Annotated in this window: 10 protein-coding genes and 1 riboswitch; of the genes, 6 read left to right on the forward strand and 4 right to left on the reverse strand. The window is 69.7% G+C overall.

The window, feature by feature from the left end; genetic code table 11:
* Positions 1-26: 26 nt before the first annotated feature.
* On the reverse strand, positions 27-1,283 hold the full coding sequence (locus tag OO70_RS30085; RefSeq protein WP_043678567.1) for a citrate synthase: 1,257 nt from the start codon (positions 1,281-1,283) through the stop codon (positions 27-29).
* 108 nt (positions 1,284-1,391) lie between these two features.
* Here OO70_RS30085 and OO70_RS30090 point away from each other — a divergent pair, with 108 nt between their 5' ends.
* Complete coding sequence (locus tag OO70_RS30090; RefSeq protein WP_043677984.1) at positions 1,392-2,558, forward strand: citrate synthase/methylcitrate synthase; 1,167 nt, start codon at positions 1,392-1,394, stop codon at positions 2,556-2,558.
* Positions 2,559-2,738: 180 nt separating this feature from the next.
* On the opposite strand, the gene OO70_RS30095 is transcribed toward OO70_RS30090, so the two are convergent.
* Complete coding sequence (locus tag OO70_RS30095; protein WP_106971786.1) at positions 2,739-2,975, reverse strand: hypothetical protein; 237 nt, start codon at positions 2,973-2,975, stop codon at positions 2,739-2,741.
* A 141-nt stretch (positions 2,976-3,116) separates the two neighbouring features.
* A complete protein-coding gene (locus OO70_RS30100) occupies positions 3,117-3,668 on the reverse strand; it encodes a DUF6082 family protein (RefSeq protein ID WP_043677986.1) in 552 nt (183 codons plus the stop codon).
* Positions 3,669-4,193: 525 nt separating this feature from the next.
* Between OO70_RS30100 and OO70_RS30105 the strand changes: the two genes are divergently transcribed.
* Positions 4,194-5,297 carry a CobW family GTP-binding protein gene (locus OO70_RS30105; RefSeq protein WP_051741791.1) on the forward strand — a complete coding sequence of 368 codons (1,104 nt, stop codon included), beginning with the start codon at positions 4,194-4,196 and terminating at the stop codon, positions 5,295-5,297.
* Between the two features lie 11 nt (positions 5,298-5,308).
* Here OO70_RS30105 and OO70_RS30110 read toward each other — a convergent pair whose 3' ends face one another.
* A complete protein-coding gene (locus OO70_RS30110) occupies positions 5,309-7,765 on the reverse strand; it encodes a DNA gyrase/topoisomerase IV subunit A (RefSeq protein ID WP_043677988.1) in 2,457 nt (818 codons plus the stop codon).
* A gap of 327 nt (positions 7,766-8,092) precedes the next feature.
* Between OO70_RS30110 and OO70_RS30115 the strand changes: the two genes are divergently transcribed.
* From OO70_RS30115 to OO70_RS30130, 4 genes are all read left to right on the forward strand, one after another.
* The gene (locus OO70_RS30115) at positions 8,093-9,463 is read left to right on the forward strand and encodes a M16 family metallopeptidase (RefSeq protein WP_043677991.1); all 1,371 of its coding nucleotides are present in this window, start codon (positions 8,093-8,095) and stop codon (positions 9,461-9,463) included.
* Positions 9,460-10,848 (forward strand): M16 family metallopeptidase, encoded by a 1,389-nt coding sequence (locus OO70_RS30120; RefSeq protein WP_043677993.1) that lies wholly within the window; start codon positions 9,460-9,462, stop codon positions 10,846-10,848. The genes OO70_RS30115 and OO70_RS30120 overlap by 4 nt, the downstream gene beginning before the upstream one ends.
* A 202-nt stretch (positions 10,849-11,050) precedes the next feature.
* A riboswitch (cyclic di-AMP (ydaO/yuaA leader) is annotated at positions 11,051-11,215 on the forward strand.
* Between the two features lie 13 nt (positions 11,216-11,228).
* Positions 11,229-11,984, forward strand: coding sequence for a M23 family metallopeptidase (locus tag OO70_RS30125; protein WP_043677995.1), 756 nt, complete (start codon positions 11,229-11,231; stop codon positions 11,982-11,984).
* Positions 11,985-12,172: 188 nt separating this feature from the next.
* Complete coding sequence (locus OO70_RS30130) at positions 12,173-12,877, forward strand: GntR family transcriptional regulator (protein ID WP_033283971.1); 705 nt, start codon at positions 12,173-12,175, stop codon at positions 12,875-12,877.
* The last annotated feature ends 121 nt before the right edge of the window (positions 12,878-12,998 follow it).

The following is a 12,998-nucleotide window of genomic DNA, read 5'->3' on the forward strand; positions in this document are numbered from 1 at the left end:
GGGCGACTTCCGGCCGTGCTCGTGAACTACTCCGGTAGTGGTTGCGGCGGCTTCGGGCCTACGTAGTGACCGCTGGGCCGCATACGCAGCGGGCGCTCCCCGTACTCCTCCAGGGCGTGCGCGATCCAGCCCGCCGTACGGGCGACGGCGAAGACCGTCTCGCCCGCCGTGGAGGCCATCCCGAAGGAGACGGTGAGCACGGCGAGCGCCAGGTCGACGTTGGCGTGCAGCGGGGTGTGGCGGGCGGTGGTTGCGACGATGTCCCGGGCTGCGGCGAGAGCCGGCGCGGCACCCGGAATCTCCTCCAGGAGCGCGAACAGGGCACGCGCGCGTGGGTCTTCGCCCGGGTAGAGCCGGTGGCCGAGTCCGGGGATACGGCGGCCGGCGCGCAGTTCGTCCGCGATCACCGGGGCCGCGTCGCCCTGGTCGAGCACGTCGAGCAGCAACCGGTGCGCCAGGCCGCTGGCCGCGCCGTGCAGGGGGCCTTCGAGCACGCCCAGGCCGGAGGAGACGGCCGCGTAGGCGTGCGCACGGGCCGAGGCGGCGACCCGCACCGCGAGCGTGGACGCGGCCAGATCATGGTCGACGAGCAGACCAAGTGCCGTGTCCAGGGCCCTCAGTGACGCCTCGTCAGTCGGCTGCCCACTCAACCGCGCCCACAGGCGGTGGGCCAGCGGTCCCTCGTCGCGATGGGCGCGCCGCACCGGCGGCAGGGCGGCGACGAGGGTGGGGATGAGAATGCGCGCGGTGCCGAGCACGGCGTCCTCGGAGAGGTCGAAACGCAGCGGGTCCGCGGTCGCCGCCGCGATGGCCGCGACCCGCAACCGGTCGGTGGGGCCCGCGTGTTCGGGCAGCGCGTCCACGGCACGGCGGGCCACGGCGACGGCCGCCTTGGGTGCGCTGAACGTGATCCCCGGGCACAACTCGCCGGTCCACAGCCACTCGGCGATCTCTTCGTAGGAGTGACGCGCGGCCAGCTTCGTCGCGTCGACGCCCCGGAAGTAGTACCGGTCCTTGTCGATGAGCGTGATGCGGGTCCGTACCGACAGCTCGCCCCCGGAACCCGAACTCCCGCTGCTCTCCCGCCTGTTGCGCCGGGCGAGCGCCTGCACCTCCTTGGCGTCGAAGGTGCTGCCCCGGCCGCCCGGCTCACGCCTGCTGCCCAACTGCCCGCGACTCACGTACGCGTACACGGTCTCGGGCTTCACGCCGAGCAGTTCGGCGGTCTCCTTGGTGCTCAGCCGTCGCTCGGGATGACCGGGGGCGGTGTCTTGATCGCGCATGAGGCTCACCGTATCCACTCCCGGTCAGGTTGATGTCAGGTTGATTCAATCAATATTGACAGAGATTGAGTCAAGAATGGACATTGGAATCAAGTCCAGGGAGGAAACATGTCCATCAACAGGGCCGCAACCACTCGTATCGAGGTTCCGCGGGGACTCGCGGGCGTCGTCGTCACCGACACCCGAATCGGTGACGTCCGGGGGCTCGAGGGCTTCTACCACTACCGCCAGTACTCCGCCGTCGAACTCGCGCAGACCCGCGGTTTCGAGGACGTCTGGCATCTCCTGGCCCACGGCGAACTGCCGGACGCCGAACAGGGCGCCGCCTTCGCCGCGGAGACCGCAGCGCTGCGTCGACTGCCCGACGAGGTGCGGGCCGCACTGCCCGCCGTGGCGGCGGCGAGCGGCACGTCAGGACCGCTGTCCGGCATGCGTACGGCGCTGTCGCTGCTCGGCGCCGCGAAGGGCTTCCGGCCGGTGTACGACATCGGCGCCGACGCGCGCCGCAGGGACACCCTCGTGGCCTCCGCGGCCGTACCGACGCTGCTGACCGCGTTGTACCGGCTGGGGCAGGGGCTGGATCCGGTGGAGCCGCGGGAGGATCTTTCGTACGCGGCCAACTACCTGTACATGCTGACGGGTTCGGAGCCGGACAAGCAGCAGGCCAGGGCGATCGAGCAATACTTGATCTCAACCATTGACCACGGATTCAATGCGTCAACCTTCACCGCGCGGGTCATCGCGTCGACGGGGGCGGATGTGGCGGCCTGCCTGGTCGGGGCCGTAGGGGCACTCTCGGGTCCGCTGCACGGCGGTGCGCCCAGCCGCGCTCTGGACACCCTGGACGCGATCGCCACCCCGGACCGTATCGACCCCTGGATCCGTGAACGCGTCCTCGCCGGCGACCGCATCATGGGCTTCGGTCACGCGATCTACCGCACGGAGGACCCCCGCTCCCGGATGCTGCGCGAGGTCGCCCAGCAGTTCGGCGGCCCACGGGTCGACTTCGCCGTCGAGGTCGAGCGCCAGGTCGAGGCGATCCTCGCGGAACTCAAGCCGGGCCGCGAACTCCACACGAACGTCGAGTTCTACGCGGGGCTGGTCATGGAACTCTGCGGGCTGCCGCGGGAGATGTTCACTCCTACGTTCGCGGCCGCGCGGGTGGTGGGGTGGGGCGCGAATGTGGTGGAGCAGGCGGAGGACCCGAAGATCATTCGGCCGGTGGCTCGGTATGTGGGGGCCCTGGCTCCAGCAGCAGTGCCGCTCATGAGCTGACGACGGCCCCAGACACGCGTGTGGCCTGGTGCCGTTCTGGCGCCAGGCCTCATGGGTGGTGATCGAGCAGTGACGGGGTGACGGGCTGCTCGCCGGGTAGGTACCCGAGTCGCTCAGTGGTGGTGCGCGGCTGGGTGAAGCGTTTACGGGACGAGTCCGGTGCGGACGCGTGCTCGTGACTCAGGCGTCGGGGATGTCCGCCTTGGCGCGGATCAGGGTTTCTCTACTCACGATGACAATGCGCTCGTAGTCGGCACGGGAGGCATCGGCGGGGAGTTCATGCTCAAGCGCCTCGGTGGCTTCGGTTCCGATGATGGCGAAGTTGCCGTCGCTCAGCTCGAACATGTCAGGGCAGTTGGCTCCTGAGGTACTGCCACGGGCGCTTGGAGGCACACCGATGCGGCGCACGATCTTCAAGGGTGCTGGTCCTTAAGAATGGATGGGGGCACAGATTTGGGCAGCACGCTACTGGGGTTCGTGGTGCGCAAGGGGCGATATCTCGAAAGACCACCTGCCCGTGTCGCCGCGGGCGGATGGTTGACCTGTGTGGAGCGCTGCTCATTCTGTCGGGGGCGTGCCCACCACCCACCATTCGTCCGTGTCGGCCTCGTCGAGCTCTGTGATCAGACCATCGACCATCTGTCCGATCCGAGCCTCGTCCGACGACTGCTTCAGCGTCGCGCGCTGTGCCCTCGAAGCCTCCCAGTATTCGCGCATGACGGGGCTCTGGAAGATCTCACGGAGTCGGCCGAAGAGCTCCTGCTGGTCGAGCATGCCGGCTTCATGGAGGTGGAAAAGGTTGACGTACCAGGCGTTGGCGTAGAAGAAGAGGCGCCGCTTCTCGGCCGGAATCCTCTTGTCGAAGGTGTCGATCACCGATGCCAGGGAGGGATCGTCGATCGCTTTGGCCAACAGTTCCCAGTGCATGCGCTGCTGGTGCGCCAGGGCCGCGCGCCTGGAGTTCAGCTCTTCGAGCTCAAGTCGCCTCACTTCCAGGCGTGCTTCCTCAAGGCGCCGCTGACGCGAGGACAGCGTCAACGCGGCGGTGGTGAGCAGTACCCCGGCCATGCCGATGCTCAGCCTCCCCGCCGAGTACTTCCGTGTGGCCATGTCAACAACCCCCGAATCAGGCGGCCGTCCGCCGGTCGTCGGGTGCGGGTTGGTGGAGACGGGGACCGGCGAGCGATGGGCGGCGCTTGCCGTCTCCCAGAGTGCCGAGCGGCTCTGACCGGCAGGGAGGCGGAGAGGAGGCGCACGGAGGGAAGCGAGGGTCGCACGAACCGGCGCCTTCTCCAACGTCTGCCCCGCAAGTGCTGCTAACAATCGTTCACTTCGCGGCGATTCTTCCGGCTCGTATCCTGGGGCGGCATTCAACCTCCGTACGTGCGCCGAACCACAAGCCGGTGCACGCGTCGGCGTGAAAGAGGTCGCACGTTGAGCCAGCAGAGCCCGAGCGCAAGCCCGAGCCCGAACACAAATCCGGCGTCGGGTCCGAGTGCAGAGGCGCCGGATCCGCATCCGAGCCTGCCCACGACCTCGGTCCCGGGGCGGCGCCCGACCCCGAATCCTGCCTCGGCTCCGGCTCCGACTCCTGCCTCGGACCCGACCCCGACCTCGACGCCGAGCCCCCACCAGATCCCCGTCCTCGTCCTCGCCGGATTCCTCGGCTCCGGCAAGACCACCCTCCTCAACCACCTCCTCCACCGCAGCGGAGGCAGCCGTATCGGCGCGATCGTCAACGACTTCGGGGCGATCGAGATCGACGCGCTCGCCGTGGCCGGGGCCCTCGGCGACTCGACCGTCTCGCTCGGCAACGGGTGCCTGTGCTGTGCCGTCGACGCCAGTGAACTCGACGTCTATCTGGAGCGGTTGGCCAGGCCCTCCGCCGGTATCGACGTCATCGTCATCGAGGCCAGCGGGCTCGCCGAACCGGAGGAACTGGTGCGCATGCTGCTCGCCAGCGAGCATCCGGGGATCGTCTACGGCGGCCTCGTCGAGGTCGTCGACGCCGTCGAGTTCGACGACACCCGCGCCAGGCATCCCGAGATCGACCGACATCTCTCCCTCGCCGACCTCGTCGTCGTCAACAAGGTCGACTGGGCGGCAGCCGACGCCCCGCGCGTCCTCGGCCTCGTCCGCTCCCTCGCCGACCGTGCCGCCGTGGTGCCGGCCACCTACGGCCGTATCGACCCGGAGTTCCTCTTCGACTGCAGGCCGAACGAGGAGCGCGTCGGGCAGCTGACCTTCGACGACCTGCACGACCACGACCACGGCGCCGACGCGCAAGACGTACACGCCGACCACCTGCACACCGCCTACGACAGCCTCTCCTTCGCCTCCGACGTGCCCATGGAACCGCGTCGGCTGATGGAGTTCCTGGACAGTCGGCCCGAAGGGCTCTACCGCATCAAGGGGTACGTCGACTTCGGCGCCCACGATCCGCGCAACCGGTACGCCGTGCACGCCGTAGGACGGTTCCTGCGGTTCTATCCCGAGCCCTGGGCGAGCGGTGACGCCCGGCTGACCCAGCTCGTGCTCATCGGCACCGGCCTCGACATGGCCGCCCTCGGCAAGGAGTTGGAGGCGTGCAGGGACGACGACGCCCCACACGCCGACGAGCACGGCATGTGGGGCGTCCTGCGTTACGTACAGGAGTCGGAACCGGACCAGGAACCGGACCAAGAGCTTGAATCCGAGCCGGAGTTGGACCCCGACGCCGACTCCGAACCCGAGGTCTGACCGCGCGGGCCTTACACCGGGCCCGCCACCACCGACACCGTCTTCGGCAATGACACGCCCGAGCCGTCCCGTCGCGGGTCCATCTCCGGGAGTTCGGCCGGTGTGCCGTCCCGTTGTGCGGCCTTGGCCGGTACGGCGCCGGCCCAGGCCAGGGACAGGCAGTCCTCGCCCTTCAGGAAGCGCTGGCAGCGGACGCCGCCGGTGGCGCGGCCCTTGCGGGGGTACTGGTCGAACGGGGTCAGCTTTGCCGTTGTCTGGACGGAGTCGTCGAGCGTGCCGCGCGAGCCGGCGACCGTGAAGACGACCGCGTCCACGGCCGGGTCGACCGCCGTGAACGAGATGACCTTCGCGCCCTCGACGAGCTTGATGCCCGCCATGCCGCCGGCCGGGCGGCCCTGGGGGCGGACCTGGGAGGCCTGGTAGCGCAGGAGTTGGGCGTCGTCCGTGATGAAGACCAGATCCTCCTCACCGGTGCGCAGTTCGATCGCGCCGACGATCCGGTCGCCGTCCTTGAGCGTGATGACCTCCAACTCCTCCTTGTTCGTGGGGTAGTCGGGGACCACGCGCTTGACGACGCCCTGCTCCGTGCCGATGGCCAGGCCCGGGGACGACTCGTCGAGGGTCGTCAGGCAGATGACCGTCTCGCCCTCGTCCAGGGAGACGAACTCCGAGACCGGTGCGCCGCCCGAGAGGTTCGGTGCGGCCGCCGTCTCCGGGAGTTGGGGGAGGTCGACGACGTTGATCCGCAGCAGGCGGCCGGTCGAGGTGACCGCGCCCAGCTCGCCGCGGGCCGTCGCCGGGACCGCCGAGACGATCACGTCGTGCTTGGTGCGCCGGGCCTCGGAGTCCTCCGGGAAGGGCTCGCCGTTCGCCGTACGGGCCAGCAGGCCCGTCGAGGAGAGCAGCACCCGGCACGGGTCGTCGGCGACCTGGAGCGGCACGGTGGCGGCGGGGGAGCCCGCCGACTCCAGCAGGACCGTACGCCGGTCGGTGCCGAACTTCTTTGCCACCGCGGCCAGTTCGGTCGAAACCAGCTTGCGCAGCTCGGTGTCCGAGTCCAGGATGCGGGTCAGCTCGGCGATCTCCGCGCTGAGGCGCTCCATCTCCGACTCCAGCTCGATCCGGTCGAACCGGGTGAGGCGGCGCAGCGGTGTGTCCAGGATGTACTGCGTCTGGATGTCCGACAGTGAGAAGCGCTCCATCAGGCTCTGCTTCGCCTGGGCCGAGTTGTCGCTGGAGCGGATGATCCGGATGACCTCATCGATGTCGATGAGCGCGGTGAGCAGACCCTCCACCAGGTGGAGGCGGTCGCGTCGCTTGGTGCGACGGAACTCGCTGCGGCGCCGTACGACGTCGAAGCGGTGGTCGAGATAGACCTCCAGGAGTTCCTTGAGGCCCAGTGTGAGGGGCTGGCCGTCGACCAGCGCCACGTTGTTGATGCCGAAGGACTCCTCCATCGGCGTCAGCTTGTAGAGCTGCTCCAGGACCGCTTCCGGTACGAAGCCGTTCTTGATCTCGATGACCAGGCGCAGGCCGTGCGCGCGGTCGGTGAGGTCCTTGACGTCGGCGATGCCCTGCAGCTTCTTCGCGCCGACCAGGTCCTTGATCTTGGCGATCACCTTCTCCGGGCCCACGGAGAAGGGCAGTTCGGTGACGATGAGGCCCTTGCGACGCGCCGTCACGTTGTCCACGGTGACCGTGGCGCGGATCTTGAAGGTGCCGCGGCCCGTCTCGTACGCGTCCCGGATGCCGGTCAGTCCGACGATCCGGCCGCCCGTGGGCAGGTCGGGGCCGGGGACGTGCCGCATCAGGGTGTCCAGGTCCGCGTTCGGATAGCGGATCAAGTGGCGGGCGGCCGCGATGACTTCGCCCAGGTTGTGCGGCGGCATGTTGGTGGCCATGCCGACGGCGATGCCCGACGAGCCGTTCACCAGGAGGTTCGGGAAGGCGGCGGGCAGGGCCACCGGCTCCCGCTCCTGGCCGTCGTAGTTCGGGGCGAAGTCGACCGTGTCCTCGTCGATCGACTCGGTCATCAGGTTCGCGGCCTCGGAGGGCCGGCACTCGGTGTACCGCATGGCGGCGGGCGGGTCGTCGTTGCCCAGCGAGCCGAAGTTGCCGTGGCCGTCGGCCAGGGGGACGCGCATGGAGAAGGGCTGGGCCATGCGCACGAGGGCGTCGTAGATCGACGCGTCGCCGTGCGGGTGCAGCTTGCCCATGACCTCGCCGACGACACGCGCGCACTTCACATAGCCGCGGTCGGGGCGCAGGCCCATCTCGTCCATCTGGTAGACGATTCGTCGGTGGACCGGCTTCAGGCCGTCCCGGGCGTCCGGCAGGGCTCGGGAGTAGATGACCGAGTACGCGTACTCAAGGTAGGAGCCCTGCATCTCGTCGACGACGTCGATGTCGAGGATCCGCTCCTCGAACGAGTCGTCGGGCGGCGGGGTCTTCGTGCTGCGGCGGGCCATCGCTGCCGGCTCCTCTTTTCTGGTCGCTCGCCTGGGGGTCGCTCCCCTTCGGCTCACTCTTGCTGAAGCGTGAACGGGGTCTTGACGTGAACCATTGTGGACCGCGGCACTGACAACGCGGACCAGGACCCGGCGTCGGCCGCTCGGCTCCGTCACCGACGGCTGCCGCGTGAGTCCACGTGTGCGACTGCCCGCAGGCTACGCGATCTCGCTCTCGGCGTACGTCCGCCGGGAACTTCGCCGACGGTCCGCACGCTTGCATACAGTGGCAGGACGAGCAGGATTTCTGCGGTTCCAGCCAGAGAATCCGCGATCGAAGGGACGTACATGCCCATGGGTCACACGGCCACCGCCGAGGCAGGATCCGGCGGTCTGACAGCGACCGAACACCGTTTGGCCAACGGTCTGCGCGTGGTGCTCTCCGAGGACCACCTGACCCCGGTCGCGGCGGTGTGCCTCTGGTACGACGTCGGTTCCCGCCACGAGGTCAAGGGACGTACCGGCCTGGCTCACCTCTTCGAGCACCTGATGTTCCAGGGCTCCGGACAGGTGAAGGGCAACGGACACTTCGAACTGGTGCAGGGCGCGGGCGGTTCGCTCAACGGCACCACCAGCTTCGAGCGCACGAACTACTTCGAGACCATGCCCACCCACCAGTTGGAGCTCGCCCTCTGGCTGGAGGCCGACCGCATGGGCTCCCTGCTCGCCGCCCTGGACGACGAGTCCATGGAGAACCAGCGGGACGTCGTCAAGAACGAACGCCGACAGCGCTACGACAACGTGCCCTACGGCACCGCGTTCGAGAAGCTGACCGCCCTCGCCTACCCGGAGGGCCACCCGTACCACCACACGCCCATCGGCTCGATGGCGGACCTGGACGCGGCCACCCTGGAGGACGCGCGCGCGTTCTTCCGCACCTACTACGCGCCCAACAACGCCGTCCTGTCCGTGGTCGGCGACATCGACCCCGAGCAGACGCTCGCCTGGGTCGAGAAGTACTTCGGGTCCATCGCGGCGCACGACGGCAAGCCGACGCCCCGTGACGGCGCGCTGCCCGACACGATGGGCGGCGAACTGCGCGAGGTCGTCGTGGAAGAGGTCCCGGCCCGCGCGCTGATGTGTGCCTACCGGCTCCCGGAGGACGGCACGCGCGCGTCCGACGCGGCCGACCTCGCCCTCACCATCCTCGGCGGCGGCGAGTCCTCGCTCCTCTACAACCGCCTTGTACGACGCGACCGTACGGCCGTCGCCGCCGGCTTCGGACTGCTGAGGCTGGCCGGAGCACCCTCCCTGGGGTGGCTGGACGTCAAGACGTCGGGTGACGTCGAGGTGCCCGTCATCGAGGCCGCCATCGACGAGGAGCTCGCCCGGTTCGCCGCGGAGGGCCCCACGGCGGAGGAAATGGAGCGCGCCCAGGCCCAGTTGGAGCGCGAGTGGCTGGACCGGCTCGGCACCGTCGCGGGCCGCGCCGACGAACTGTGCCGCTACGCCGTCCTGTTCGGCGACCCGCAGCTCGCCCTGACCGCCGTACAGCGCGTCCTGGACGTGACGGCGGAGGAGGTCCAGGAGGTCGCCAAGGCCCGCCTGCGACCCGACAACCGCGCGGTGCTCGTCTACGAGCCGATCGCGGACGAGGACGAAGAGGACGACGAAGCAGCGGCCGCGGCCGGCGACGAGAACGAGGAGGCGGCCAAGTGACCGAGCTCGCCACGATGGAATTCCACCCGCAGCCCCAGGCCGGCGAGGCCAAGCCCTGGGCCTTCCCGGCCCCGGAGCGCGGGACGCTCGGCAACGGCCTGACCGTGCTGCGCTGCCACCGCCCCGGCCAGCAGGTCGTCGCCGTGGAGGTGCTCCTGGACGCACCCCTGGACGCCGAACCGGCCGGCCTCGACGGTGTCGCCACGATCACCGCGCGTGCCTTCTCCGAGGGCACCGACAAGCACTCCGCCGAGGAGTTCGCCGCCGAGCTGGAGCGCTCCGGCGCCACCCTCGACGCACACGCCGACCACCCCGGACTGCGCCTGAGCCTGGAGGTCCCGGCCTCGCGCCTGGCCAAGGGGCTCGGTCTGCTGTCCGACGCGCTGCGGGCGCCCGCCTTCGCGGACAGCGAGGTCGAGCGGCTGGTCCGCAACCGCCTCGACGAGATCCCGCACGAGACGGCCAACCCGTCCCGCCGCGCGGCCAAGGAGCTCTCCAAGGAGCTGTTCCCGGCGACCTCGCGCATGTCGCGCCCGCGCCAGGGCACCGAGGAGACCGTCCAGAAGATCGACTCCGGGGCCGTACGCGCCTTCTACGAGCGGCACGTCCGCCCCGCGACGGCCACCGTCGTGGTCGTCGGCGACCTCACCGGCATCGACCTGGACGCGCTGCTCGCCGACACCCTGGGCTCGTGGACCGGTTCCGCCGCCCAGCCGCGCCCCGTGCCGCCGGTGACCGCCGACGACACCGGGCGGGTCGTGATCGTGCACCGACCCGGTGCCGTGCAGACCCAGTTGCTCATCGGCCGCGTCGGATCCGACCGGCACGACCGCGTGTGGCCCGCCCAGGTACTCGGCACGTACTGCCTCGGCGGCACCCTGACCTCCCGTCTGGACCGCGTCCTGCGCGAGGAGAAGGGCTACACCTACGGTGTGAGGGCGTTCGGCCAGGTGCTGCGCTCGGCACCCGACGGCACGGGCGCCTCGATGCTCGCCATCAGCGGCTCTGTGGACACCCCCAACACGGGTCCCGCCCTGGACGACCTGTGGACGGTCCTCCGCAAGCTCGCCGAGGGCGGACTCACCGACGCCGAGCGGGACATCGCCGTACAGAACCTCGTCGGGGTGGCGCCGCTCAAGTACGAGACCGCCGCGGCCGTCGCGAGCACGCTGGCCGACCAGGTCGAGCAGCACCTGCCCGACGACTACCAGGCGACGCTGTATCAGCAGCTCGCCGCGACCGGCACCGTGGAGGCCACCGCGGCGGTCGTGAACGCCTTCCCGGTGGACCGTCTGGTGACGATCCTCGTCGGCGACGCGGAGCAGATCAAGGAGCCGGTCGAGGCTCTCGGCATCGGCGAAGTGACCGTCGTTCCGGCGGAGTAGACGGAGTAGCGGCACGCGCGCGTGGGGAGGCCCTGGTGACTGAAGCGTCACCAGGGCTCCCTATTGTCCGAATTGGGGGAGAGGTTGCCTGTCTGCCCTGTGGCATACCCAACAAAAGCTGTGATCCGTTTGGGGATTGAAAGTTGCCCCCCTTAGCGTCGGTCCGGCTGTCCGTCAGGCACCGCGCCGCACTCGCGGCACCGGACAGTCATCGCCGAGTCCCCGTACGGCGCGAGCCAGGGGAGCCGGGGACCCACATCAAGAGTCCCTGGGGTGAATCGGACGCCCGCGCACCGCGAGGGGGTCCGTAGGAGACCTTCCTGCTCCGAACCCGTCAGCTAACCCGGTAGGCGAGAAGGAAGGAAAGGACCAGCCACTTCATGGCGTTCACCCGCGCCACCGGGAAGCACCGTCGCCCGAGCCGGACCCACCGCACCACCGTTCGTGTCGCCAGTGTCGCGGCTCTCACCACCACCGGCGTCGTCGGCACCCTGGCAAGCGCCCCCGCGTTCGCCGCGGAGCCCACCCCCGAACAGACCGGCCTCACCCCCGTCGTCGCCATGGGCGACGCCGTGGCCGAGAAGATCGACGCCCAGGCCGCCGCACAGAGGCAGGCCGCCGCCGAGACGCTCGCCGAGGAGACCGCCCGCGCCAAGGCCGCCGCGCAGGCCGAGGCGGCCCGTGCGGCCGACGCGCGCGCCGCCCGCGAGGCCGAGCGCAAGAAGCTCAACACCTTCGTCGCGCCGGTCTACGGCTCGTACGTCTCCACCGGCTACAAGACCGGCGGTTCCCTCTGGTCCTCCGGGGCCCACACGGGCATCGACTTCCACGCCTCGACCGGCACCTCCGTCCACGCGGTGGGCTCCGGCACCGTCGTCGAGGCCGGCTGGGGTGGCTCTTACGGCAACGAGGTCGTGATCAGGATGGCCGACGGCATGTACACCATGTACGGCCATCTGTCGTCCATCGGTGTCTCCGTCGGCCAGACGGTCACCCCGGGTCAGCAGATCGGCCTCTCCGGGGCGACCGGCAACGTCACCGGACCGCACCTCCACTTCGAGGCCCGGACGACCGCCGAGTACGGCTCCGACGTCGACCCCGTCGCCTACCTCCGCAAGCACGGTGTGAACGTCTGACGACACAGTGCCGCACTTCCCGAAGCCCTGGCCCGCCCGGCCGGGGCTTTCGGCGTTTCCGGAGCCCTCCTGTCCAAAAAATATCCATGGATTCCGGTCCGCCATCGGAAATTCCCGCTCATTGCAATAGAGTCACGGAACACACGTCAATCGTCGACGTTTCACGGGGATTAAGGCGGAGGTCGGACATGCGTATTCCGGCGCACTCGGTATGCACGGCGATCCGGGACGACATCGTCGCCGGTGTCTACGAGCGCGGCAGCCGGCTCACCGAGGAACTCCTCGCGCGCCGGTACGGCGTCTCGCGCGTCCCCGTCCGGGAGGCCCTGCGCACGCTGGAGGCCGAGGGGTTCGTGGTGACCCGGCGGCACGCGGGCGCGTGCGTCGCGGAACCGACCGAGCAGGAGGCCGCCGACCTGCTGGAGATGCGGATGCTGCTGGAGCCGCTCGGCGCCTCGCGGGCCGCCCAGCGGCGCACCGAGGCCCACCTGAAGGTGCTGCGCGGCCTCGTCAGGCTGGGCCAGGAGCGCGCCAGGAGGGGCAACAGCGAGGATCTGCGCTCCCTGGGCAGCTGGTTCCACGAGACGCTCGCGCAGGCCTCCGGGAGCCCCGCGCTGACCTCGATGCTGACCCAGCTGCGGCACAAGATCGCCTGGATGTACGCGGTGGACGCGCCGGCCAACCCCGTCGAGTCCTGGGCCGAGCACGGGGCCATCGTGGACGCGGTGGCGCGCGGCGACAGCGAGCGGGCGCGGGCGATCACGGCGCTGCACACCGAGCGCGCGGGCACCGCGCACCGGCTGCGCTTTCCCGGCGGGGCGAACGGCGCGAACGGCACGGACCGTGTGAGGACTTCGCAACCTCCCGTAAACATGTCCGGCCTGCGGCATTAACACGGGCACCGTATACAAAGAAGAGGTAATTCGCGGGGGATTATTTCTGCTGCCCGTAAGTGGAAAAGCGAAGGGCTCGCCCGGTAATTCGGACGAGCCCTTCGAGGTTGCGGTGCATCGT

The organism is Streptomyces xylophagus (assembly GCF_000716435.1).
Taxonomy (GTDB): Bacteria; Actinomycetota; Actinomycetes; order Streptomycetales; family Streptomycetaceae; genus Streptomyces; species Streptomyces xylophagus.